General features: G+C 72.4%; 22 protein-coding genes and 1 pseudogene. 14 read left to right on the forward strand and 9 right to left on the reverse strand.

What is annotated here, in order from left to right:
- Positions 1-219 precede the first annotated feature (219 nt).
- Together AB0N90_RS21925 and AB0N90_RS21930 are read left to right on the forward strand one after the other, a co-directional pair.
- Complete coding sequence (locus tag AB0N90_RS21925) at positions 220-1,131, forward strand: universal stress protein (protein WP_365198992.1); 912 nt, start codon at positions 220-222, stop codon at positions 1,129-1,131.
- Positions 1,132-1,186: 55 nt separating this feature from the next.
- A pseudogene (locus AB0N90_RS21930) lies at positions 1,187-2,160 on the forward strand (nitroreductase).
- A 142-nt stretch (positions 2,161-2,302) separates the two neighbouring features.
- Here the strand turns inward: AB0N90_RS21930 and AB0N90_RS21935 are convergent.
- Entirely contained in the window at positions 2,303-2,977 is a 675-nt protein-coding gene (locus tag AB0N90_RS21935) for a CBS domain-containing protein (protein ID WP_365198994.1), read from the reverse strand.
- A 191-nt stretch (positions 2,978-3,168) separates the two neighbouring features.
- Positions 3,169-3,816, reverse strand: coding sequence for an FMN-binding negative transcriptional regulator (locus AB0N90_RS21940; RefSeq protein ID WP_365199146.1), 648 nt, complete (start codon positions 3,814-3,816; stop codon positions 3,169-3,171).
- A gap of 261 nt (positions 3,817-4,077) precedes the next feature.
- Here AB0N90_RS21940 and AB0N90_RS21945 point away from each other — a divergent pair, with 261 nt between their 5' ends.
- Together AB0N90_RS21945 and AB0N90_RS21950 are read left to right on the forward strand one after the other, a co-directional pair.
- Entirely contained in the window at positions 4,078-4,719 is a 642-nt protein-coding gene (locus AB0N90_RS21945) for a CatB-related O-acetyltransferase (RefSeq protein ID WP_365198997.1), read from the forward strand.
- Between the two features lie 333 nt (positions 4,720-5,052).
- Positions 5,053-6,204 (forward strand): macrolide family glycosyltransferase, encoded by a 1,152-nt coding sequence (locus tag AB0N90_RS21950; protein ID WP_365199000.1) that lies wholly within the window; start codon positions 5,053-5,055, stop codon positions 6,202-6,204.
- Positions 6,205-6,254: 50 nt separating this feature from the next.
- Here the strand turns inward: AB0N90_RS21950 and AB0N90_RS21955 are convergent, their stop codons facing one another.
- Both AB0N90_RS21955 and AB0N90_RS21960 read right to left on the reverse strand, forming a co-directional pair.
- Entirely contained in the window at positions 6,255-7,334 is a 1,080-nt protein-coding gene (locus tag AB0N90_RS21955; protein ID WP_365199002.1) for an acyl-CoA desaturase, read from the reverse strand.
- A gap of 151 nt (positions 7,335-7,485) precedes the next feature.
- Positions 7,486-8,457 carry a hypothetical protein gene (locus AB0N90_RS21960; protein ID WP_365199005.1) on the reverse strand — a complete coding sequence of 324 codons (972 nt, stop codon included), beginning with the start codon at positions 8,455-8,457 and terminating at the stop codon, positions 7,486-7,488.
- A gap of 174 nt (positions 8,458-8,631) precedes the next feature.
- Here AB0N90_RS21960 and AB0N90_RS21965 point away from each other — a divergent pair, with 174 nt between their 5' ends.
- From AB0N90_RS21965 to AB0N90_RS21980, 4 genes are all read left to right on the forward strand, one after another.
- On the forward strand, positions 8,632-9,420 hold the full coding sequence (locus tag AB0N90_RS21965; RefSeq protein ID WP_365199008.1) for an SAM-dependent methyltransferase: 789 nt from the start codon (positions 8,632-8,634) through the stop codon (positions 9,418-9,420).
- A gap of 110 nt (positions 9,421-9,530) precedes the next feature.
- The gene (locus AB0N90_RS21970) at positions 9,531-9,977 is read left to right on the forward strand and encodes a MarR family transcriptional regulator (protein WP_365199010.1); all 447 of its coding nucleotides are present in this window, start codon (positions 9,531-9,533) and stop codon (positions 9,975-9,977) included.
- Positions 9,970-11,394 carry an MFS transporter gene (locus tag AB0N90_RS21975; RefSeq protein ID WP_365199013.1) on the forward strand — a complete coding sequence of 475 codons (1,425 nt, stop codon included), beginning with the start codon at positions 9,970-9,972 and terminating at the stop codon, positions 11,392-11,394. Before AB0N90_RS21970 ends, AB0N90_RS21975 begins: the two co-directional genes overlap by 8 nt.
- Positions 11,395-11,481: 87 nt before the next feature.
- Positions 11,482-12,039: an isochorismatase family cysteine hydrolase gene (locus AB0N90_RS21980; protein ID WP_361678241.1), complete on the forward strand. Its 558-nt coding sequence runs from the start codon at positions 11,482-11,484 to the stop codon at positions 12,037-12,039.
- 15 nt (positions 12,040-12,054) lie between these two features.
- Here the strand turns inward: AB0N90_RS21980 and AB0N90_RS21985 are convergent, their stop codons facing one another.
- Together AB0N90_RS21985 and AB0N90_RS21990 are read right to left on the reverse strand one after the other, a co-directional pair.
- Complete coding sequence (locus tag AB0N90_RS21985; protein ID WP_365199016.1) at positions 12,055-13,164, reverse strand: DUF6745 domain-containing protein; 1,110 nt, start codon at positions 13,162-13,164, stop codon at positions 12,055-12,057.
- Positions 13,165-13,403: 239 nt separating this feature from the next.
- Entirely contained in the window at positions 13,404-13,730 is a 327-nt protein-coding gene (locus tag AB0N90_RS21990) for a hypothetical protein (RefSeq protein ID WP_365199019.1), read from the reverse strand.
- A 175-nt stretch (positions 13,731-13,905) separates the two neighbouring features.
- On the opposite strand from AB0N90_RS21990, the gene AB0N90_RS21995 reads away from it, so the two are divergent.
- From AB0N90_RS21995 to AB0N90_RS22020, 6 genes are read left to right on the forward strand one after another with little or no spacing between them, the layout of a single operon-like run.
- Entirely contained in the window at positions 13,906-14,856 is a 951-nt protein-coding gene (locus AB0N90_RS21995; protein WP_365199021.1) for an STM4015 family protein, read from the forward strand.
- A 7-nt stretch (positions 14,857-14,863) separates the two neighbouring features.
- Positions 14,864-15,829: an STM4015 family protein gene (locus AB0N90_RS22000; protein WP_361678235.1), complete on the forward strand. Its 966-nt coding sequence runs from the start codon at positions 14,864-14,866 to the stop codon at positions 15,827-15,829.
- The gene (locus tag AB0N90_RS22005; RefSeq protein WP_365199024.1) at positions 15,810-17,051 is read left to right on the forward strand and encodes an STM4014 family protein; all 1,242 of its coding nucleotides are present in this window, start codon (positions 15,810-15,812) and stop codon (positions 17,049-17,051) included. Before AB0N90_RS22000 ends, AB0N90_RS22005 begins: the two co-directional genes overlap by 20 nt.
- A 1-nt stretch (position 17,052) precedes the next feature.
- Positions 17,053-17,859 carry an STM4013/SEN3800 family hydrolase gene (locus tag AB0N90_RS22010; protein WP_365199149.1) on the forward strand — a complete coding sequence of 269 codons (807 nt, stop codon included), beginning with the start codon at positions 17,053-17,055 and terminating at the stop codon, positions 17,857-17,859.
- A complete protein-coding gene (locus AB0N90_RS22015; protein ID WP_365199027.1) occupies positions 17,856-19,214 on the forward strand; it encodes an STM4012 family radical SAM protein in 1,359 nt (452 codons plus the stop codon). The genes AB0N90_RS22010 and AB0N90_RS22015 overlap by 4 nt, the downstream gene beginning before the upstream one ends.
- Positions 19,215-19,224: 10 nt before the next feature.
- Positions 19,225-20,136 carry an STM4011 family radical SAM protein gene (locus tag AB0N90_RS22020; protein ID WP_365199029.1) on the forward strand — a complete coding sequence of 304 codons (912 nt, stop codon included), beginning with the start codon at positions 19,225-19,227 and terminating at the stop codon, positions 20,134-20,136.
- On the opposite strand, the gene AB0N90_RS22025 is transcribed toward AB0N90_RS22020, so the two are convergent.
- Genes AB0N90_RS22025 through AB0N90_RS22035 form a run of 3 tightly spaced genes read right to left on the reverse strand, consistent with a single transcriptional unit; the run spans position 20,084 to position 23,666 of the window.
- The gene (locus AB0N90_RS22025) at positions 20,084-21,463 is read right to left on the reverse strand and encodes an MFS transporter (protein WP_365199032.1); all 1,380 of its coding nucleotides are present in this window, start codon (positions 21,461-21,463) and stop codon (positions 20,084-20,086) included. The genes AB0N90_RS22020 and AB0N90_RS22025 overlap by 53 nt on opposite strands.
- Before the next feature lie 5 nt (positions 21,464-21,468).
- Positions 21,469-22,320: an SDR family NAD(P)-dependent oxidoreductase gene (locus AB0N90_RS22030; protein ID WP_365199034.1), complete on the reverse strand. Its 852-nt coding sequence runs from the start codon at positions 22,318-22,320 to the stop codon at positions 21,469-21,471.
- On the reverse strand, positions 22,317-23,666 hold the full coding sequence (locus AB0N90_RS22035) for an NAD(P)-binding domain-containing protein (RefSeq protein ID WP_365199037.1): 1,350 nt from the start codon (positions 23,664-23,666) through the stop codon (positions 22,317-22,319). Before AB0N90_RS22035 ends, AB0N90_RS22030 begins: the two co-directional genes overlap by 4 nt.
- Positions 23,667-23,849 lie beyond the last annotated feature (183 nt).

The raw sequence follows: 23,849 nt of genomic DNA on the forward strand, positions 1-23,849 counted from the left end.
GCCATCGTGCGGGTGACGTCGGCGCGGGCCGTCGCAGTCGGTCATTCAGCCGGTCCCATGGCGGGCATCGCGAAGCGGGCCGGAGGTCCCTTTCGTCCGGATTCTCTGTCGTCGTGCCGAGGGGCCCCACCGGGGGCCGATGGTCCCCTGGCAGGGCCTCCGGTTCCGGGCTTTCATGGAAGTCGCGGCGGCGCTCCGCCGCAGGGAGGAGATGGGGCGATGTCCGCTCCCGTACCCGCGCGCAAGGACGACCGGAACCCCGGCTCCGGCCGCCGGCCGATCGTGGTGGGTCTCGATCCCGACCCCGCCCGCCGGACGGCACCGGCCTGGGCCGCGGACGAGGCGGCCCGCCGTCGGCTGCCGCTGCGGCTGGTCCATGTCGAGGGCGTACCGACCCCCGGCGACCGCAGAACGGCGGTGCCGCCCTCCTGGGAGGGGTGGAACGAGGCGCTGCACGAGGCCGGGAAGAAGGTGCTGGAGGAGGCCGCGGCGTTTGTCACGGCCCGGCACCCGGGCCTGGAGGTGGACACGCTGCTCGCCGAGGGCGATCCGGTGTGGACGCTGTGCGAGCAGAGCCGGGACGCCACCTCGCTCGTCCTCGGCTCGCACCACCTGAGCAGGCGCCAGGAGGTGTTCGGCTCCGCGTCGATCGCCCTCCCGGTGATGGCCCGTACGCGCTGCCCCCTGGTGGTCGTGCCCGAGCCGGAGCACACCACCCAGGACCCGCAGTACTACGTCGTCGGCGTCGACGGCAGCGAACGCTCCGCGGCGGCGGTCGACGTGGCGTTCGAAGAGGCGGCGCTGCGCGGCGCGGGGCTGCGGGCCCTGCTCGTGTGGGAGCACGGTCCGCTGCGGGTCTTCGACGAGCACGAACCCCAGGAGGAGTCCCGGCGGCTCCTCTCCGAGATCGTGGCGGGCCGCCATGCCCGCTATCCCGAGGTGGACCTGCGCCACGAAGTGGTCGCGGGCCATCCGGTGCAGGTGCTCACCGAGGCCTCGGAACACGCGCTGGGCCTGGTGGTGGGCACGCGGGGACGCGGCGGCTTCGCCGGCATGCTGCTGGGCTCGGTGAGCCAGGGCGTGCTGCATCATGCCCGCTGCCCCGTGATCGCGGTCCCGACCCACGGGTGATCCGGGGCGCCGAGCCGGTACGAAGGGAGCCACCGCGAGCACCGAGCCCGTTGCCGTGAGCACGGTCACCGCGCTCGTCGCGGACGCCACCGCGGCGCTCTCTGGGCAACGCGCAGCCCTGGGCGTTCCGTTACCTGCGGGACGCGGGCGTGCTGCGGCTGTACGCCGACCTGGAGTGCGCGCTCGCGCATGCCGACCCGGAGAACCGGGGCCTGCACCTGGGCTGCGGGGCGGCGCTGCTGAACCTGCGGGTGTCCGCCGCCGCGGCGGGGCTCGCCCCGGACGTCCGGCTGCTGCCCGACCCGGCCCGCCCCGAGCTTCTCGCCGAGGTGCGCCTGTCCGGCACCGGATCGCCCGACGACGCGCTGGCCGCGCTGCATCCGGCGGTCCCGCGGCGGCACTCCAGCCGCTTCCCCTACCGCGACGAGGAGATCCCCGCCGACCTGCGGGAACGGCTGGCCGACGCGGCCCGTGCGGAGGGCGCCCAGCTGGTGCTTCCGGGTGTCTGGCACGTGCAGTCGATCCTGGATCTGGTTGCGGGACGCCGAGGGCCGGGAGGCGAGCGACCCGGCCTGGCGGGCTCAGACGGAGCGGTGGACGCGGATGCGACCGACCGCACCGGACGCCGCGGGCCCCTCCGACGGCATCCCCGCCGAGGCGTTCGGCCCCCGGCAGCAGGGTGCCTCGGTCCCGGTACGCGACGTCGCCGGGGGCCGTCCGGTGCCCGGGCGCGGCCGGGCCGTCTTCGAGAAGAACCCGAGGATCGCGCTGCTGGGCACGGCCGAGGACGGCCCGGTGGACTGGCTGTGCGCCGGTCAGGCACTGGAGCGGGTCCTGCTGCGGGCCACCACCGACGGGCTGGTCGCCTCGCTCACCTCCCAGCCCCTGGAGTGGTCCGAGATCCGCCGGGCCGTCCGCGACCCCCTGTCGGCCATGGCCTACGTCCAGATGGTGCTCCGGCTCGGCTACGGCCCCGAGGGCCCCCCGGGCCCTCGCCGTCCGGTGGCCGACGTGCTCGCCGTCGTCTGACGGGCCGACCACCTCGGGCACCAGGGTCTGCCGGGTCGGTTGTCGATCGCGTCGACCGTGCCGAGGGCGGTCGCGAGGTTCGCCGTACGGGCCGAGCAGCAGCACCGGCAGGCCACCGCCTGCGGCCAGGTGCCGATCAGGTTCACGTTCCGGTGGGCGCGTCCCGGGCGTCGTCCGTCCGGAAGGTGAGGTCCCCGGACACCGACACCACCCCGTCGACCCCGCGGCACAACTGCTCCACGACGGGGATCTGGCTCTTGAACTCCACGATGCCGGAGAGGGTGACCCGGCCGTCGCGCACGTCGGCCGTCACATCGCGGGGGTCCAGGAGCAGCGTGCCCCGCAGCAGATCCCGGTTGATCTCCTCACGGATCGCCTCGTCCCGGCGCAGGAAGATCCGCAGCAGGTCGGCCCGGCTGACGATGCCCACGAGCCGGTCCGCCTCGTCCACCACCGGCAGGCGTTTGACGTGCTGGGTCTCCATGAGCCGGGCGGCCTCGACCACGGTCCACCCGGGCCGGGCGCACACCGCGGGGGCGGACATCAGTTCCTCGGCGCGTGCGCCCTCGGCCTTGGCCCGCTCCCATGCCTCCAGATGCGGGACGGGGGTCAGCCCCGACGGGTCGGATTGGTCGGCGCTCTTGCGCAGCAGATCGGCCTCGGACACCACGCCGATCGGACGGTCCATCTCGTCCACCACGGGTACGGCGGTGATGTCGTTCTCCTCCAGAAACCTCGCGAGCTCCTTGAACGAGGTGTCGCTCCGGGCCCGGACGACGTCCCGGGTCATGAGCTCCTCGACCGTGCGGTGGTGCATGTCGCCTCCCGGATACGGGGCGCCCGCCTCGCGGAGACCGGGCTGCGGCCCCGTCGGCGGTGAGGACCGCGTGGCAGGTCGGATACAGCACCATTCTGCGGAGAGTACGGCGATCATGCGAGCTCACCCCGGCGACCGGCTCGGCGTCGGGGTGAGGCGTGCTCGCCGCGGTCGCGTGATCCGTAGGCGGGTCAGGGCTTCCAGGTGCCGACGCGGTCCACGCGGCGCAGCTGCTGGCGGGCCGTGGGCACATCGAGGCCCTCGCCGCGTTCGGTGAGGCGGTCGGCGACGGTGGTCCGCAGTTCCACGGGCTTCTGGTTGTCGTACTTGAACTTGGCGCGCACCTCGATCACGTCCAGCTCCAGGCCGCGGATGCCCGGCAGCATCCGGCCGTAGGGCGGCTGGTCGACCTCGATGGGGGCGTGGTCGCCGTCGGGCTGGAAGTGCGCCAGCTGGCGGCGCAGCAGCTCGGCCTTGGCCTGGGGATCGTCGATGACGCGGGCGCGGCAGGTGAACTGCACGGCCGCGTAATAGCTGGTCGGCACGCCGTCGGTGGGCGGGACGCCGGGCGCGGCGCGCCAGGTGCCGGGGATGAAGGCGTAGTCGCCGCTGACGTCGAAGGTGACGTTCGGGTCGTGCTCGATCGCCTTCCAGACCGGGTTGGGCCGGGCGAGGTGGACCAGCAGCCGGTTGCCGTCGCAGACGAAGTGGGTGGGGACGACGACGGGCGCCGCACCGGGCAGACCGTTGACGCAGAGGTGCCCGAAGTCATGGCCGTCGGCGATCCAGGTCTGCCATTCGGCGTCGTCCAGACCGGCGTCCCAGGGCTGGATGAACATAGGGGTCTCCTCGACGGTGGCGCGGCGGGTCGGGTCGGGCGACATCGGGCAGGCACGTCCCTCACCAGCGGTGGAACGAGTGGACCGTACAACAGCTCGACCGGGCAGCGTCAACCACTTGACCGTGCGGTCCATTTCACTGCACCACGGCGGTGGGACGACGGTCGGGCCACGGGACCGCGTAAATCGGTGTCCTGGATGGCCCCGCGCCACGATCATGGAACGGCCCGTCGCAGCCGAGCCCGCCTTGGAGCCCCCGCCATGCCTGTACCGGCCGATCCGACCGTCCTGCACCCGATGCCCGAGCAGCCGCGCGTCGTCCTGCTCAAACCCCTGGTGAAGTCCCCGCTGATCGAGGTCGGGGAGTATTCGTACTACGACGACCCGGACGACGCGACCGCCTTCGAGACGCGCAACGTGCTGTATCACTACGGGCCGGAGAAGCTGGTCATCGGCAGGTTCTGCGCGCTCGGCACCGGTGTGCGGTTCATCATGAACGGCGCCAACCACCGCATGGACGGCCCCTCGACCTTCCCCTTCCCCACCATGGGCGGCTCCTGGTCCGCGCACTTCGACCTGCTCACCGGCCTGCCGAACCGAGGGGACACCGTCGTCGGCAACGACGTCTGGTTCGGGCACGGCGCGACGGTGATGCCCGGTGTGCGGATCGGCCACGGCGCGATCATCGCGACCGGCGCCGTGGTCACCGCGGACGTGCCCGACTACGGCATCGTCGGCGGCAACCCGGCCCGCCTGATCCGCACCCGCTACAGCGCCGAGGACATCGCCCGGCTGCTCGCGGTGGCCTGGTGGGACTGGCCCGCGGAGCACATCACCGAGCACATCCGCACCATCATGGCGGGCAGCATCGCCGAACTCGAGGCGGCCGCCCCGCGCGCGTGAGGAACCGGGGAAGGACCGGTGCGTGCCGCACCTTAAAGGAACTCGCGCATGCCGCGCCGGAAAATAAATACGGTGCCGCGATGCCCGGGCACGGCTAGGGTCACGGGCATGTATTTCACTCAGATCTACGGCTGAACGGGTCGGGGCCTCGCCCCGATCGCCCTCCGCATGCCTCCCCGCGTCCGCCACGACGACCGAGTTCCGTCGGCGCGCCGGCCTGCCGTACCCCTTTCGCCGTAGCCCAGAAACGAGTGAGTCCTCTTGTCCTCCCCTTTCCCCCTGCCTTCCGCGTCGCGCCTGTCTTCCGCGCCGGGCCGCCCTGCCCATATCGCCATGGTCGGCACCCCGATGGTCAGCCATGTCCTGCCCAGCCTCGCCCTCATCCGTGAACTGGTGGCGCGCGGCCACCGGGTGACGTACGCCAACGATCCGGCCCGCGCCGATCTGATCACGGGCGCCGGCGCCGAACTCGTCCCCTGCCCGTCCCGGCTGCCGTTCGCCGACAACACCTGGCCGGAGGACGGCATCGCCACGATGGACCTCTTCCTCTCCGACGCCGCCCAGGCACTCCCCCGGCTGCGCGCCGTCTACGACCAGGGCCCGGCGGACCTGTATCTGTACGACATCGGCGCCTACGCCGGGCGCGCCCTCGCCGAGTCCCAGGGCCGGCCGGTGCTTCAACTGTCCCCGACGTTCGTGGCCTGGGAGGGTTACGCCGAGGAAGTCGGCGCGCACATCCGGCAGTTGCCGGGCGCCGACGGTCACTGGGCGAGGTTCGCCGAGTGGCTCGCCGGGTGCGGGGCGTCCACGACCGATGTGGACTCCTTCATCGGCCGCCCCGCACATGCCCTGGCCCTCATCCCCCGCGCGATGCAGCCGCATTCCGACCGTGTCGACACCAGCACCGTGACCTATGTCGGACCCTGCTTCGACGGGACGACGGCCGCCGCCGAGGAGTGGATCCGACCGGCCGGTGCGGAGAAGGTGCTGCTGGTCTCCCTGGGCTCGGCGTTCACCCGGCAACCGGAGTTCTACCGCCGGTGCCTCGCGGCCTTCGGCGATCTGCCCGGCTGGCATGTCGTCCTCCAGATCGGTAAGTACACGGATCCTCGTGAACTCGGCGCCGTCCCGCCCAATGTCGAGGTCCACTCCTGGGTCCCGCAGCGGGCGATCCTCGACCGGGCGGACGCCTTCGTCACCCACGCCGGTATGGGCGGCTGTTGCGAGGGCCTGCTGGCGGGGGTCCCGATGATCGCCGTACCGCAGGCCGCCGAGCAGTTCATGAACGCCGACCGGCTGGTGGAGCTGGGCGTGGCCCGCCGTATCGACACCGTGGACGCCACCGCCGACGCCCTCCGTACCGCTCTGCTGGACCTGACCGGGGACCCGGAGGTGGCACACCGCTCGGCGCGACTGAGTGCCGAGGCCCAAGCCGAGGGCGGCACCGGGCGTGCCGCCGGCTTCATCGAGGAGATGCTGGGCTGACCCGCACAGGTCCCGGGGCCGGCCAAGAGCGGGCGGCCCGGGACCGTGTGTCAGGACGCCGCCCCGCGCTGCCGCCTGATCGGCTCCCCCACCCGGTGCATATGGGTGAGCGCTTCGCGGTAGGACCGGATCAGTCCGGTCTCGTGGTACGGCACGCCTATCTCCGCGCAGTACGCCCGCACGATGGTCCGGGCCCGGCGCAGATGGGGCGTGGGCATGCTCGGGAACAGGTGGTGCTCGATCTGGTAGTTGAGCCCGCCGAGCATCAGATCGGTGAGCAGGCCGCCGCGTACATTGCGGGAGGTGAGCACCTGGCGGCGCAGGAAGTCGGGCCGTTCGTCACCGCGGAGGGTCGGCATGCCCTTGTGGTTCGGCGCGAAGGTGCAGCCCAGGTAGACACCGAACAGGCACTGGTGCACGGCGAGGAACGCCACCGCCTTCCCGGGGGAGAGCACCAGGAACAGCGCGGACAGGTAGGCCGCCATGTGGAGGAAGAGCAGGGTGCCCTCAAGGAGCCGGTTCTTCATCGACGGCGAGCGCAGCGCGCGGACGCTCGCGACATGCAGGTTGAAGCCCTCCAGGGTGAGCAGCGGGAAGAACAGGAAGGCCTGGTGGCCACCGATGAGGCGGGCCACGCCCTTGCTGTCGCGGGCCTGTTCGGTGGACCACACCAGGATGTCCGGGGCGACATCGGGGTCGAGTTCCTCGTGGTTCGGATTGGCGTGGTGGCGGGTGTGCTTGTTCATCCACCAGCCGTAGCTCATGCCGATGCCGAGGTTGCCGAAGAGCCGGCCCCATGTCTCGCTCGGCCGGCGCCGCCGGAACACCTGCCGGTGGGCCAGGTCATGGGCCACCAGGGCGACTTGGCCGAAGGCCAGGGACAGGAAGGCGGCGACCGCGAGTTGCCACCAGGTGTCGCCGAGCGCGGCGAAGGCTCCCCAGCCCGCCGCCAGCAGCGCGATCACCAGGCCGAGCCGCACCGTGTAGTAACCGGGACGCCGCTTCAGCAGACCCGCCTCGGTGATGCGCTGGGAGAGTCCGGCGAAGTCGCTGCCGGCCCGGGACGGAGAGGTGCGGGAAGGGGCGGCAGGTGGTCCGGTGACCAGGGACGCGTCGGTGGAAATCGTCATGCGTCGAGTCTCCCGACGGCTGTCCGCCCGAGACAGCCTGCCAGCCACCGGACCGACCGGGGGCTTTCCCCCGGTCGGGTCAGGGGGGCTACCACCCCGGAGCGTCCCTTCGACGAGGGCGGGCCGCTCCGGGGGCGGTCGGTGAGGAGCGTCAGGAGTCGGACGGGGGCTTGTACAGGCGCACCGTGGCGGCGATCTTCCGTACCGTCTCGTCCGTCACCTCGCCGGAGACGCCCTTGGCGCCGAAGAAGGACCAGGAGACCAGGTCACCTTGGGCGTTCTTGAAGGCGAAGGTCCACGCCTTGCCGTCCGTCACGCACTTCTGGGACTTCTTCACCCCGGCGGACCAGGCGCTGCCCAGATCGCCCTTGAGGCCGGAGGTGGTGGTGAAGGGTTCGACGGTGCCGGACTTCACCTTGGTCTCGTCGGGCTGGGTGTAGGCACCGAAAACCCAGGTTTTCGGGTCGGCGCCGGCTATCTCCTCGGTGCTGCGGGCCCCGTTGTTGCGTCTGCTGCCCGCGGTGGCCAGGGCGGTGTCGTCCACCGTGCCGTTCTTGTCGGTGTCCGCGGAGCACCATTTGGGCTGGAGGGACGCGGGGGCCTGGACGCCGATGAGCGGTTTGTCGTCGGGGTCGTCGTTCCTGGAGACGTAGGTGACCCAGTCGGGGGTCTGCAGCTTCCACTGCGGCGGCACGTCGAAGGCGATGCCCTGGGCCGGGTTGGTGACGACCTTCCAGCCCTTGACCGTGGCGGTACGGCCGTCGGGACCCCGCGGGTTGTCGGTGCTCTGCTGCGACGCCCCGGTCGGGGCCGGGGTGGGGCCCGGGTCCACCCGGTCGTGCTTGTCCCCGCCGAGCAGCACGAAGCCGGTGACGCCAGCGGCGACGACGACCGCCGCGGCGGCGATGACCGCGACGAGCTTGGTACGGTCCCGGCCGCCACCGCCGCCCGTCGGCGGGGGCACGGGCGCGCCGGCCGGCTGGGTGGGCGCGTTCCAGGGTTGGGGCTGCTGGTAGGGGTTCGGCTGGTGGTAACCGGCCTGCTGATACGGGTTCGGCTGATGTTCGACCGGGGGCTGCTGCGGGTTCTGTCCGCCCCCCGGTGGCTGCTCTCCTGGCCACATGCGAGGCAACGATACGGCGGGCGTCCCCCGCCTTCGGACGGGGGTGATCGGCGCGAGGGCCGGTCTCCACGCACGTCCGCCCACTGCCGGGCATACCGGGGCGAAGGCGCGCACATCCGGCTCGGCGGATCCCTACGATGACGCCAATGTCAGTCCCAGGAAGGGAAGTCGACCATGGCGGCGGACGAGGGCGGGCAGGCGCCGAGCATTGCCCGGGTGTACGACTATCTGCTCGGCGGGAAGGACAACTACCCGGTCGACCGGGAGATCGGCGACCACTTCAAGGTGAACCTGCCGGGGTCGGTCGCCATCGCCCACACCAATCGAGGGGCGTTGATCCGCGCGGTCCGTACCCTCGCGCGCGGCGGCATCAGGCAGTTCATCGATCTGGGGAGCGGGCTGCCGACCGCCGACAATGTGCACCAGATCGCCCAGCGCCATCAGCCCGGGGCGGCCGTCGTCTACGTCGACACGGACCCGACCGTCCTCGCGCACGGCCGGGCGCTGCTGGCGGAGGACGAGTCCACGACCCTCGTCGAGGGCGATGTCCGCGACCCCGAAGCCATCAGCCACCATCCGGAGGTCGCGCGGCTGATCGACCTCCGGCAGCCGGTCGGCGTCGTCCTCAGCGCCGTCCTGCACCATCTCAACGACGACGAGGACCCGGCCGGGATCGTCCGCTACTGGGCCGAACTGATCGCGCCCGGCAGCTACGTCTTCGTCTCCCACTTCCGCTCCGGCCACAACGAGGAGACCGAGGCCGCCCAGGCCAGACTCATCGACACCTTCGGCCGCGGCCGCTGGCGCACGGACGCCGAACTCCACGCCCTCTACGGCGCCCTGACCCTCCAGCCGCCGGGCATCGTCCCCGCCGTCCAATGGCGCCCCGACCCCTCGGAGGAGCTCCGGACACCGACCGTCTGGGAACAGCTCATCGCGGCGGGACTGGCCAGGAAGGGATAGACGCACCCCACCCGAAACGGATCGCCGACCGGACGGCGGACGTTCCCCGTGACCCGCTGCCGTACAGGGGAAACTGTACAGGCGAGGCTGTACAGATTAAGGTGCGGGGTATGAGTGAGAATCCGAGTCCCTCGCCGTCGGCGGTCGAGGCGTCGCGTGAGGTTCGCGCGGTGATCAGCCGGTTGCGGCGGCGCATCCTGAAGGCCTCCGAGGCCGAGGACATCACGTTGGGGCAGGCGTCCGTGCTGGCCCGGCTGGCCGACAAGGGCGGTGTCACGGCGAGCGAGCTGGCCACGGCCGAGGGGGTGCGGCACCAGTCGATGACGGCGATGGTCGCCGCGCTCGTCGCGCTGGGGCTGGTGGAGCGCGCCCCCGACCCGGACGACGGGCGGCGGCTGCTGATCAAGCTGACCGCGGCGGGCCGGCGCCGGGTGGAGAAGGGACGGCAGGCCCGCACGGAGTGGCTCGCCGGCCGGTTGCAGGAGCGGTGCACGGAAGAGGAACGCCGCAATGTGATCGCCGCCATGGCCGTACTGGAACGGCTCACCCATGACTGACACGGAACCAGGGGCGATACGGAAGACGGACCAGCCCGGATTCGACCGGCGGCTGCTGCCGCCGATGATGCTGGGCTCGGTCCTGAACCCGATCAACTCCACCATCATCTCCGTCGCCCTCGTCCCCATCGGCAAGGCCCTGGGCGCGCCGGCCTCGCAGACCGCGTGGCTGGTGTCCGCCCTCTATCTGGCCACCTCGCTGGGGCAGCCGGTCGTGGGGCGGCTCATCGATCTCTTCGGGCCGCGCAGGCTCTTCCTCGCGAGCACCAGCCTCGTCGGGGTCGCCGGTGTCGTCGGCACCCTGGCCCCGAACATGGCGGTGCTGATCGTCGCCCGTGTCCTGCTCGGATTCGGCACCTGCTCCGGTTATCCCGCCGCGATGGCCCTGGTGCGCAGCGAGGCCGAGCGCACCGGGCGGGACAGTCCCGGCGGGGTGCTCACCGCGCTGGCGGTCGCCAACCAGACCATCGCGGTCATCGGCCCGCTGCTCGGCGGGCTGCTGATCACGGTGGGCGGCTGGCGGGCCACCTTCGCCCTGAACGTGCCGCTGTCCGTCGCCTCCGTGGTGCTGGGCCTGCTCTGGCTGCCCAGGCCGGCGCCCGCGACGGATGACCCGGCCGCTCGACGCGGACGCCTGGTCTCCCAACTCGACCTGCCCGGCATGGCCCTGTTCGCCGCGACGCTCACCTCGCTGCTGCTGTTCCTGATGAACCCGCATCCGCGCGACTGGTATCTGCTGGCGCTCGCCGCCGCCCTGGGCGCCGGGTTCGCGGTGCGGGAGCTGCGTGCCGCCGCCCCCTTCATCGACCTGCGGGTGTTCGGCGGCAACACGCCGCTCCTGGCCACTTATCTGCGGGCGCTCGTCGCGTACGTCGTCGCCTACGCCTTCCTCTACGGCTTCAGCCAGTGGACCGAAGAGGGCTACGGGCTGTCCCCCTTCCGTGCCGGGCTGGTGCAGATCCCCACGTTCCTGGTGGCGATCGGTGTCTCGATCGTCTCCGGACGGCGGCCGGGCGTGCGCGGGAAGCTGCTGGTCGGCGCGGCGGGGCAGATCGTCGCCTGCCTGCTGATGCTCACGCTCGGCGGGAGCAGCCCGCTGTGGACGCTGTTCCTCGTCACGCTGGTCTTCGGCATCCCGCAGGGGCTGAACAACCTGGCCCTCCAGAACTCCGTCTACTTCCAGGCCGATCCCGAGCGGATCGCGTCCTCGGCCGGGCTGCTGCGCACCTTCGCCTACATCGGCTCGATGATCGCCTCCTCCGCGGCCGCCGCGTCCTTCGGGAGGCACATCGACACCGGCGGTATGCACCACCTAGTCTGGATCATGCTCGCCGCAGGCGCGCTCTACCTGCTGCTGACCGTCCTCGACCGCTCCCTCGGCCGGGCCCCGGCGCCGGACGCCCAGGCGGCGAAGTAGCCCCGGAATCCCCTCCCGGGGACCGAAGACGCACCACCGTAGGACCGCACCACCGTAAGACCGCACGACCGTACGAAAGGCACCACCATGCCCCGCACCGCTTTACTGCTCATGGACGTCCAGAACTGCCACGTCCCCCAGGTGGCCGACGGCTACCTCCCCCATGCCGTGCGAGCCCTGCGCACCGCCCGCGCCGCCGGTGTCCCGGTCATCCATGTGGCGCTCCAGCTGCGTCCCGGGCATGTCGACGCCCACCCCTTCAACAAGACCTTCGGTGCCCTGCCGCCGCATCTGTTCACGGCGGACGACCCCGGTACCGCGATCCACCCGGATGTCGCGCCCGCGGACGGTGAGATCGTCGTGTACAAGAACCGGGTCAGCGCGTTCACCGGCAACAATCTCCAGCAGATCCTGGTCGCCCAGGGCATCGACCATCTCGTCCTGGCGGGCCTAGCCACCAGTGGGATCGTCCTGTCCACCGCGCTCCAGGCCGCCGACCTCGACTACCGGGTCACCGTTCTGTCCGACGCCTGCGCCGACCCCAAGCCCGCGGTGCACGACACTCTCGTCAGCGACGTCCTCACCCAGCGCGGCGAGGTCACCACGGTCGAGGCATGGGGACACACGCTCCACACCGGGGCTTGAGCGGTCCCGTCCTGCTCAGGTCTGGCGCATCGGCGCGTACTCCGCCTCCTCCAGGCCGAAGGTCCAGGCGACGCCCTCCCGCGCGGTGCGGGTGCGGGGCGGGACGCGGAGCCAGTAGGTGCGGTGGGTGCCGTCGGGTTCCGGGGTGGAGTTGACGACCTCGACCATCACCTGCGGTTCGTCACCCTCCAGTTCGAGGCGCCAGAGCACGCCCGTCTCGTCCCGCTGTACCGGTGCGGCATCGGACTCCTTCAGGTAGCGGTCGTAGCCGTAGTGCTCCAGCATCACGCGGCGCAGTTCGGCGTTCTCCTCCTCGCGTATGCGCCGGGGCGTCAACTCGGTGAGTTCGTCGAGGAATTCGGCCGGGACGGGCATGCCGCGCCAGGCGTACAGGGCGAAGCCGTCCGGGAAGGCGAGCGCGGGGCCGTCACCGCGGTCGAGGCGGCCCGCCTCGTCCAGATGGAGTGCCAGGGGACGCTCGCAGACGACCGCGGTCTTCTCGTACGGCCACCACCAGCCCGCGGCGCGGGCCACCGCGGCGATCCCCGCCAGGGCCTCCCCGCCCTCCTGGCCGTCGAACGCGGCCAGCCACGCGGCGTCGTGCTGGCCCAGGACGGCGTCGAGGAGCATCAGACGGACGGCCTGTTCGGCGGCCGCCGCCTGCTTCGCCGCCGCCTCCTCATCGACCGGGGTGCCGGTCGCGCCGTCCGAAGCGGCCGCGGTGACGGCCAGGTCCTCGATCAGCCCGGTCCGTATCCGCTCGGTCAGCATCGCCAGGCCGTCCCACAGCTGAGCCCCGGTCAGGGCCCAGTGCTCGGCCCAGCCGTCCGAACCCAGCCGGTCGAACAGTTGTCGGCGGGCGGTCGCCCACGGCCGGGTGCGTACCGCGTCACGGACGCTTCGCCCGGCCGTGCCTTCCGCCGCGAGCCGGGCGACCAGGGCCGCGCCCTCGCGGGGCGAGTCCGCCCAGACGACGGTCTCGGGCTCGGGCAGACCCGCCAGCCGGTAGGCCAGACGCACGCCCTCCTCGGCGGCCGCGCGGTCCGCGGGACCGGTCGCCGAGGCCACCGCCCGCCAGGCGTGGGTCGTCTCCGCCGTCGTCACCGCACCGCTCCCCGTCGTCACCGCACCGCTCCCTGCCGTCATCGCTGCCTCGAATTCCCCGCCCACCGCACTCATCGATCCCTCGACTCCCTCGATCAACGCCGCCATCGATCCCCCGGTTCTCCCGCCGACCGCCGCCGTCGAGCCCGGGACTTCCCCGCCGACCGCCACCCTCGTTCCCCCGCTCTCGTCAGCAGCTGTCGTCACCTCCGCGCCCGCCTCTTCCTCAGAATCCGCCCTCACCGCCGCACCCCGCCGTCTCAGTCCGCCACGACGCGGACCGCGCCGGGTACGTACTCGCGCTGGCGCACCACGCGGTACCAGCCCTTGGGCAGCGGTATCGCCGCGTGTTCCTCGTGCACCACCCGTCCGCCGTCCTGGAGATGGAGGTAGGCGGTGCCGAACGGCCCGGTCTCGCGGACCAGGGTGCCCGGCCCGACCACGGCGTGCGCGTGGCCGGTGACCTCGCCGAGGGCCAGCACCAACCTGCCCCGGGCGTCCCGCGGCTGGCGCGGCAGCCGGTCGGTGCCGGGCGGCACGGCCTCCTCGGCGACGGGCACGATCAGGACGTCTCCTTGCCGGTACACAGGTGTCTCCCTTCCCCGTCGGCACCTCGCCGACCGATGACCACGACGCTACGCGGGGGGTCTGACAACGGCCCCGCGAGCGGCTTTTCCACAGCCCGTCATCCGCGTTGTCGGTGCGGGTTGGTAGAACTCTTGCAACCACCGCAAGATCACGGTCCCAGGAGGCCAGCGCGTCATGTCGAACGTCGAGCATCTGAAGGAACTGCACGGCCTCCCGGCCTTCGAGTTCGAACCCGAGTCGAAGCGGGAGCTGCCGGAGGCGGGTGCCGTGGCGTGGCGGGTCTCCGTCGATCCGTACGGCGACTCGGACATCGCCTTCGAGGACCTGTGGGACCGCTTCCTGGAGACCGTGGATCCCGCCGGGATACGCGCGATCATCGTGGGCCCGTGGGGCGAGGCGTACGACAACGACTCCGAACTCATCGTGAACAGCCTGGTGAAGGACCGGGAGCGGCTGACCGGTCTGCGCGCCGTGTTCATCGGTGACCTGGAGATGGAGGAGGCGGAGATCTCCTGGATCGAGCAGTCCGATGTCACCCCGGTGCTCGCCGCCTATCCGCAGTTGGAGGAGCTGGGGATCCGCGGCGGCTCCGGGCTGCGCTTCCCGGCGGTGCGCCATGAGCACCTGCGCGTGCTCCGGTTCGAGACCGGCGGTCTGCCCGGCGAGGTCGTGCGCGGTGTCGCCGGCAGCGAACTGCCCGCGCTGGAGCACCTCGACATATGGCTCGGTGTGTCGGAGTACGGCGGCGACGCGACGGTGGCCGACCTCGCGCCGTTCCTCGCCGGGGGCGGCTTCCCTGCGCTGCGCCATCTCGGCCTGCGCAACAGCGAGATCCAGGACGAGATCGCCACCGCCGTGGCGAGCGCCCCGGTCGTCGCCCAGCTGACCTCGCTCGACCTGTCCATGGGCGTGCTCACCGACGAGGGCATGATCGCGCTGCTCGACGGGCAGCCGCTCACCCATCTGGCCAAGCTCGACCTGCACCACAACTATGTCACCGAGCCGGTGGCCGAGCGGGTCCGGGCGGCGCTGGAGCCGTCCGGTGTCGAGGTCGACCTGTCCGAGCCCGGCGACACCTGGGAGCACGAGGGCGTCGTGCACCGCTACACCGCGGTCGCGGAGTGAGGCTGACATGACCTTCGCCGATCACTTCGAGACCTTTCACGGACTGCCCGTCTTCACCCTGCCCGAGCCGGGCGGAGAGGCGCTTCCGGCCGCAGGCGACGTGGCCTGGCGGCTGGACTGCTTCGAGGCCGGGGACATCCCCTTCCCCGAGGTGTGGCAGAGCTTCACGGACCGGGTGCCGAGCGCGGAGGTCCGGGCGCTGGTCATCGGGCCCTGGTGGGAGGACGAGTACAGCGAACTGCGTCCGGTGCTGGAGCTGATCCTGGCCGACGCCGGGCGTTTCCCCGCGCTGCGTGCCCTGTTCCTCGCCGATGTCACCGGCGAGGAGTGCGAGATCTCCTGGCTCCAGCTCACCGACGTCACCCCGGTCCTGGACACCTTCCCGCTGCTGGAGGAACTGGGCGTGCGCGGCGGCGACTCGCAGGGGCTCGGCGAGGAGCCCCTGTCGCTGCGGCCCGTACGACACGAGGCGCTGCGCGTGCTGCGATTCGAGTCGGGCGGCCTGCCGGGACAGGTGGTGCGGGCGGTCGGCGCCTGCGAACTGCCCGCCCTGGAGCGGCTCGAACTGTGGCTCGGCGTGGCGACGTACGGCGGCGACGCGACGGTGGCCGACCTCGCGCCCGTCCTGGCCGGGGGCCGTTTCCCGGCGCTGCGTCATCTCGGACTCCAGGACAGCGAGGTGCAGGACGAGATCGCGGCCGCGATCGCCGCCGCGCCGGTCGTGGCCCAGCTGGAATCGCTCAATCTGTCGATGGGCATCCTCACCGACGCAGGCGGCGAGGCGCTGCTGCGCGGCCAGCCGCTCACCCATCTCAAGCGGCTCGACCTGCACCACCATTTCCTCGGCGACTCCATGGCCGAGCGGATCCGGGCGGCCGTCGGCTCGGCCGGGACCGAGGTGGACCTGTCGGAGCGTCAGGAGCCGCACCGGTGGCGGGACGAGGAGTGGCGTTATGTCGCCGTCTCCGAATAACCCGGCACCGGGCGCGGGCCTCCGGTTCGCCGTCGTCGGCAACCCCGAGAACCGGCGGACGACCATGTTCGCCGACGCCGTACGCGCCGCGGGGCATCCGGCGCCGCGCGTGCTCGCCTGGCGGGACGTGCTGCGCGGCCGGTACGCCTTCGCGCCGGGCGAGTGGGTGCGGATCGACTCCCCCGGTGAGAACGCCGAGGTCGACCTGCTCCTGCGGGGCGTCGACGAGCCGACCCGGGTGGAGGGCACGGCGCTGTGGTACCGCCGTTTCACCTCCGTGGTGGGGGAGTTGACGCGAGCGGCGCACCAAGCGGGTGCGGTACTGAGCGCGGACCCGGAGGAGGTCGCCGTGATGTTCGACAAGCGGCGCTGCCATGCCCGGCTCGCCGCCGCCGGTGTCCCGGTACCGCCCGCGCTGAGCGGCCCGTTCGACGGCTGGGACGGGCTGCGGCAGCGCCTCAAGGAGGCCCGTTTCTCACGGGTGTTCGTGAAGGCGGCCCATGGGTCGTCGGCCTCCGGTGTGCTGGCGCTGTCGGTGGCGGGCCCGGGACGGGTCAAGGCGACCACGTCCGTGGAGCGGACCGAGGACGGCCGGCTGTACAACTCGCTGCGGGTGCGCGACTACACCTCGGAGCGGGAGGTCGCCGCCCTGTTCGACGCACTGGTCCCGGACGGCGTCCATGTGGAGCGGTGGCTGCCGAAGGCCATGCGGGACGGCCGGGCGGCCGATCTGCGGGTGGTCGTGGTCGCTGGCCGCGCCACGCATGCCGTCGTACGGACCAGCCGGCACCCGATGACCAATCTGCATCTCGGGGGCGCCCGGGGCGATCTGGACGCGGTCCGCGCGGCGATCCGGGACGCGGGCGGCGACTTCGCCGAGGTTCTGGAGGTGGCCGAGCGGGCTGCCGGGTGCTTCCCGGGCACGCTGTGCGTCGGTGTGGACATCCTGCCGGCCACCGGATGGCGCCGCTTCACCGTCGGCGAGGTGAACGCCTTCGGGGATCTGCTCCCCCGGCTGACCGGCCTCCCCGGCAGCGGCGCCGAACACCTGGACACCTACGCCGCGCAGGTCGCCGCGGCCCGGACCGCCGTACGGCCGACGGAACAGGCCGGCCCCCGGCCCGAGCACGTCGTACAACCTCCGGAACACGTCGTACGACCTCCCCATCAGGTCGTACGGCTGCCGGAACACGAGGAGCACCACCATGACATCCCCGCTTGACATGACCGAGATCGTGGGCAGCCACGATCTGCTGCTGGTCACGCTCGACACCCTGCGCTACGACGTCGCGCAGGAGCTGGCGGCGGCCGGGCGCATCCCGCATCTGGCCCGGCATCTGCCGGGCGGCACCTGGGAGCGCAGGCACGCGCCGGGCAGTTTCACCTACGCCTCCCATCAGGCGATGTTCGCGGGTTTCCTGCCGACGCCGGCCGCTCCGGGTCCGCATCCGCGGCTGTTCGCCGCCCGTTTCGCGGGCAGTGAGAGCACCGCGACGGGCACCTTCGTCTACGACACCCCCGATCTGGTCTCGGGGCTCGCCGCCGTGGGCTATCGCACGGTGTGCGTCGGCGGGGTGGGCTTCTTCAACAAGCAGGGCCCGCTGGGCTCGGTGCTGCCGGGGATGTTCCAGGAGAGCCACTGGGAGCCGGAGTTCGGGGTGGCCTCCCCCACCTCGTTCGAGGCCCAGGTGGCGTGCGCCGAGAAGGTCGTCGCCGGTCTCCCCGCGGACCAGCCGCTGTTCCTGTTCGTGAACGTGGCGGCGCTGCACCAGCCCAACTGGTTCCATCTGCCCGGCGCCACCAAGGAGGCGGGCGACACCCGGGAGTCCCACGCGGCGGCCCTGGAGTATGTGGACCGGCACATGGGCCGGCTCCTGGCCGCCGCCTCCGCGCGCCGGCCGTGCCTCGCGATCGTCTGCTCCGACCACGGCACCGCGTACGGCGAGGACGGCTACACGGGCCACCGTATCGGCCATGACGTCGTCTGGACCGTCCCCTATGCCCACTTCTTCGTCGACGAGGCCCGATGACCAGCGCCACCGCGACGGCCACCGCCGTCCGCCCGTATCAGCAGTACGTCTACGCCTATCCGCACAAGACCGCCTACCGCCCGCTGCCCCGTGCGCAGGCGTCGTTGCGCGAGCTGTGGGCGGACGAACCGAAGGGCGCCCTGTCGCTCTACTTCCACATTCCGTTCTGCGAGGTGCGCTGCGGTTTCTGCAATCTCTTCACCCGGATCGGCGCGCCGGACGGCCTGACCGGCGCCTATCTGGACGCGCTGGAGCGGCAGGCGTCGGCGGTGCGCGAGGCGCTGGGCGAGGGGGCGCGGTTCGCGAACGCGGCCTTCGGCGGCGGCACTCCGACGTTTCTGGAGGCGGCGGAGCTGGAGCGGCTGTGCGATCTGGCCGAGCACGGGCTGGGCGCGGACCTGGCCGCGATCCCGCTGTCGGTGGAGGCCTCGCCCGCCACCGCGACCGCCGACCGGCTGGCGGTGCTGGCCGAGCGGGGCACCACCCGGCTGAGCCTGGGCGTGCAGAGCTTCGTGGACGCCGAGGCGCGCACCGCCGTACGGCCGCAGCGGCGGGCGGACGTGGAGGCGGCCCTCGCCCGGGTCCGCGAGGTGGGGATCCCTGTCCTGAACATCGATCTGATCTACGGCATCGACGGCCAGACCGAGGAGTCCTTCACCCGTTCCCTGGACGCGGCCCTCGGCTGGCGGCCGGAGGAGCTGTATCTGTATCCCCTCTATGTGCGCCCGCTCACCGGTCTCGGCCGGCAGCGCGAACGGGCGGTGACCGCCGACGCCGAGTGGGACGAGCAGCGGCTGCGGCTGTACCGGCACGGCCGGGACCATCTGCTCGCGCACGGCTACGAGCAGGTGTCGATGCGCATGTTCCGCCGCGCGGACGCCCCGGACACCGGCGCGGGCGACTACGCGTGCCAGACGGACGGCATGGTCGGTCTCGGCTGCGGCGCGCGGTCGTACACCTCCCGGCTGCACTACTCGTTCGACTACGCGGTGGACATGCACCGCATACGCGGGATCATCGACACGTACGCCGCCCGCTCCGCCGACGGCTTCCGGCAGGCGGACTTCGGCTGGGAGATGACCGGGGACGAGGCGCGCCGCCGTCATCTGCTCCAGTCGCTGCTCCAGGCCGAGGGCATGGCGGTGGCCGGGTACCGGGACCGGTTCGGCAGCGCGCCCGGCGACGACTTCGCGGCTGAGCTGGACCGGTTCGCGGGGCGGGGCTGGCTGGACGACTCGGCGGGCCCCGGGCTGCTGCGGCTGAGCCCCGAGGGGCTGGCGCATTCGGACGCGGTGGGCCCCGAGTTGTTCTCCGCCGCCGTGCGGGCGCGGATGGCCGCGTACGAGGTGAAGTGACGGCATACGCATGGATCTGACGATTCTCTACCGGGGCCCGCTGGCGTCGTGCGACTACGACTGCCCGTACTGCCCGTTCGCCAAGAGGCGCGACAGCCGCGCCCAACTGACCGCCGACCGTGCCGCGTTGGAGCGGTTCGCCGACTGGGCGGCCGGGCAGGAGGGCGACCGGCTCTCGCTGCTGTTCACGCCGTGGGGCGAGGGCCTGGTGCGGTCCTGGTACCGGCGGGCGCTCGTGGAGCTGAGCCGGTTGCCGCACATCCGCAGGGTGGCGATCCAGACCAACCTCAGCTGCCGCACCGACTGGGTCACGGCCGCCGACCTGGACACGCTCGCCCTGTGGTGCACATACCATCCGGGGCAGACGCCGTACGATCGCTTCCTCGCCAAGTGCCAAGACCTGGCGGCCCGCGGGGTGCGGCACAGTGTCGGTGTGGTCGGCCTGCCGGAGCACCTGGAGCATGCCCGGCGGCTGCGCGCCGAGCTGCCCGAGCAGGTCTATCTGTGGGTGAACGCCGCCGAGGGGCACACCTACACCGATGCCGAGGCCGGCGAATGGACCGCGCTGGACCCGCTCTTCCCGTACAGCCGCCATCCGCACCGCAGCGCGGGGCTGCCCTGCCGTACCGGGGAGTCGGTCATCTCGGTGGACGGGGAGGGCACGGTGCGCCGCTGCCACTTCGTCCGAGCGGAGCTGGGAAACCTGTACGACGGCTCGTATCGAGAGGCGCTGCGGCCCCGGGCCTGTCCGCTCGCGGTCTGCGACTGCCACATCGGCTATGTCCATCTGGAGACGTTGCCGTTGTACGACGTGTTCGCGGGCGGGGTGCTGGAGCGGATACCGGCGCCGGATGCGCTCCGGGACGCGGTCAGCGGCGGTCGAGGCCGCATCGTCGTTGGCATGCCATCGCCACCGCCATGAACACGGCCGGGAGCACCGTGATACCCAGCAGCAGTGCCAGGTGCGCGGTGTGGGACTGCCGTACGGAGCGGCCCCCGGTGGTGGACACGAAACCGCCGAGGGCGAGCACCGTGGCGTAGACGTAGGGGCCGAGCGCGGTCCCGGCGGCCTCGGTGGCGGTCCACACCCCGGTGTAGGCGCCCGCGCGGGCGCGGCCACGCGTCTCGGCGGCCGCCACCGCGTCCGGGACCATCGAGAACGCGAACAGCTGGAGCCCGGCGAAGGCGGTGCCCAGGGCCGCCACCAGGACCAGGACGGCGGCCCCGGCCGCGCCGAGCCGTCCGCTGGCCGCCAGCGCGAGGGACCCGGCGGCGAAGACGGCCTGGGAGAGCAGCAGTCCGCTCTGTTTGCCGATGCGTCTCGACACGCGCAGCCAGCCGGGTCCCGCGACGGTCGCCGGGACCAGGAAGGCGCCCATCAGTACGGCGGTCAGGTCCCGGTCGTCGAGGACGTACTCGGTGTAGAAGGGCACGGCGGCGAGGAACAGATGGGTGGTGGTGCCGGTGCACAGGTACGACAGCGCCAGCGCCCGGAAGTCGTGGTCCCGCCAGGCGGCCCGGATGTCGTCGCGGGCCGAGTGGGCGTGCTCGTCCGGGAGCCGGAACCCGCAGCGTTCGGTGAGCCTGCGTACACCGGTCAGCGCCACCAGTTGGGAGGCGATCAGGAGTCCGGCCAGCAACAGGGCCATCCGGGCGTAGGCGCGGTGACCGCCGGAGGCCACCAGGGCCGGGGCGGCGACGCCCGCGACGAGCAGTCCCAGGGTGAGGAAGACCATCCGGAACATGAAGACGCGGGTGCGTTCGTGGTAGCCGATCCGCAGGTCGGACGGCGTCGTCAGATACGGCACCTGGAAGCAGGCGAACAGCAGGTTCCCGGCGACGCAGCAGCAGCCGACCCACAGCGCGGCCGGAGTTCCGGACAGGCCCTCGGGGACGGAGAACAGGGCGATCCACGCCGCCGTCAGCCACAGCCCCACCCGGAGCAGACCGCGCCGGTGCCCCGTACGGCGCGCCCGGCGGTCCGTCAGGGAGCCGAGGAGGGGGTGCGCGACGACGTCCACGATCTTCGGCAGCAGCAGGGTCGTACCGGCGAGGAAGGCGGGGACGCCGAGGGTCCGGGTGAGGAAGTAGAGGAGCAGCAGGCCGGGGACGGTGACCCAGACGCCCATGCCGATCGAGCCGGTCGCGTACAGGGTGAGGTCGCCGGTGCGAGGGCGGGCCGAGGCGTCGTGCTCCCCCGTCTCCCCCATCTCCCCCGTCTCCCCCGTCTCCCCCGTTCTGCCGGTCACCGCGGTCATGGTGTCTCCCGGTGGCGGCTGACGACACCTGCGGCCAGTTCGGCTCCCTCGAAGGCGCCGGAGCGGGCGCGGGCGGCGAGGGTGCGGGCGACGATCCGGTCGGTGAGGGCGGGCAGATGGCGGGCCAGGAAGAACTCGACGGCGCCGCGGCGGGTGGTGGCCAGGTCACGGCGCACCCGGCGGCCCAGGGCGGCGCGGAGCACGGTGTCGACCACGCCCGCCAGCGGCTCGTAGCTGCTCATGCCCTCCAGGGAGAGCCCGGCCGCGGCGGTGGAGTCGTGGATGGGGCTGCGCACCGCCGACGGGTAGACGCAGGTCACGCCCACATGGGTGCCGAGTTCCAGGCGCAGCGCGTCGGCGTAGGCGACCAGCGCGCGCTTGGAGGCGCCGTACGCGGCGGCCAGGGGCAGCTGCATGGCGGCCATGCGTGAGGAGACCATGACGATCCGGCCGCGGGACGCCACCAGGGCGGCGACGCTCGCGGCGGTCACCCGCCAGGCGCCGAGCAGATTGATGTCGAGCTGGCGCCGCACCTCGTCCCCGGGCGGGAGCTCGGCCGGGGCGGGGCCGCCGATGCCCGCGTTGTTGACGAGGAGGTCGAGGCCGCCGAGCCGGTCGATCGCGGCGGCGACGGCGCTCGCGGTGCCGGTGTCGTCGGTGATGTCGCAGGCGAGCACCTCGACCGGGTCGTCCGGGCGGGGCGCGAGGTCCAATCCGACGACATGGGCGCCGAGTTCGGTCAGGCGGGCGCAGATGGCCCGGCCGAAGGTGCCGGAGGCGCCGGTGACCAGGACGCGGAGGCCGTCGGCGGCGCGCGGTCCTCCGCGTCGGGCGGATGCGGTCTTCACGCGGGGCTCCCTTCGCGGGCCGGGGCGGTGAACGGGCGGGCGCCGCGCCGCAGTCGGGCGCGTCCGGCCGCGATCTCCCGTGCTATGTCGGCGAGATACTGGTCGAAGTCGATGCGCAGGTACGGGCGCCGGTCGCCCCAGCGGGCGGTCGCGGCGCGCAAGGTCCGGTCCACGGTGCGTCGTTGCGTCTCGGGCGAGGGCAGGGCGTAGCCGCCGGAGAAGCAGGCGGCGGCCAGCTTGGCCTGGGCCTCCACCACGGGCAGTGCCGCGCCCGTGGACTGCATGAGTCCGACGAACGCGAGACTCGGATCGTCGAGGTGAAAGACCCGTTGATACAGCGGGAGTCGCTCGGGGTCCTCGCCCGCCCAGCGGGGGCTCAGGAAGGGGATGTGGACGCGGTAGCCGGTGGCCCACACGATGATGTCGACCGCTTCCGTGCGGCCGTCGGTGAAGACGACGGTGTCCCCGTCCAGCCGTTCGATGCCGGGTCGGGCGGCGATCTCGCCGTGGGTGAGGCGGTGCAGGACGGTGTCGCTGATGGTGGGGTGGTTCTGGAACAGGCCGCCCGCCGGTGCGGGCAGGCCGTAGCGCTGCGGGGTGCCGACGGCCAGCCGCAGCATCGTCTCCGCGACGCGCTGACGCAGCCGCCAGGGCAGGACCGCGAGGGCGCCGCCGGTCGCGTCGGAGGGCCGTCCGAAGAGGTACTTGGGGACGATGTGCACGCCGTGGCGGGCCGACAGCAGCACCGGGCCGCGGGCGACGTAGGAGGCATCGACGGCGATGTCCATCGCGGAGTTGCCCATGCCGACGACGAGCACCCGCCGGTCCCGGAAGTCCTCGGGACCGCGGTAGTCGTGGGCGTGCGTCTGGCTGCCGTCGAAGGTCCCCGGGTACGCCGGGTCGGGCCAACGGGGGTGCCAGTTGTGGCCGTTGGCGACCACGACCGCGTCGTACCGGTCCGTCTCACCGGATCCGGACGTCACGGCCCAGCCCTCCGCGGCACGCTCGACGGACGCGACGGCCGCGCCGAACCGGATGTGCTCGGTCAGGCCGAACTCCCGTGCGTAGTCGGCGAGATAACCGGCCACGAGGTCGGCCGACGGATAGTCCGGCCAGTGCCGCGGCATGGGGAAGTCGGCGAACTCGGTGCGGCCCTTGCTGGTGTTGAGATGCAGGGAGGGGTAGGCCGGGGACAGTCCGCTCGCGTTGTCCCGCGCCCACAACCCGCCGGGCCGGTCGCCCTGTTCGTGGGTGACGACCTCGACGCCCGCATCGAGCAGGGCCTTGGTGGCGGCGAGGCCGGCCGCACCGGCGCCGATCACGGCGACGCGGCGGGATGGGGGCATGGTGGTTCTCCTGGGGTACGGGGTGGGTGCCGCAAAGGCCCGGCGCAGAATCCGCCGGGGCCCGGCGCGGGATCCGCTGATGCCGTGCGCGGGTACCGCCGGAGCCCGGCGTGGGTACCGCCGGAGCCCGGCGTGGGTACCGCCGGAGCCCGGCGTAGGTGCCGCCGAGGCCCCACGCGGATG

Origin of the sequence: Streptomyces sp. NPDC093018 (assembly GCF_040684035.1) — a bacterium.
Classification (GTDB): Bacteria; Actinomycetota; Actinomycetes; order Streptomycetales; family Streptomycetaceae; genus Streptomyces; species Streptomyces murinus.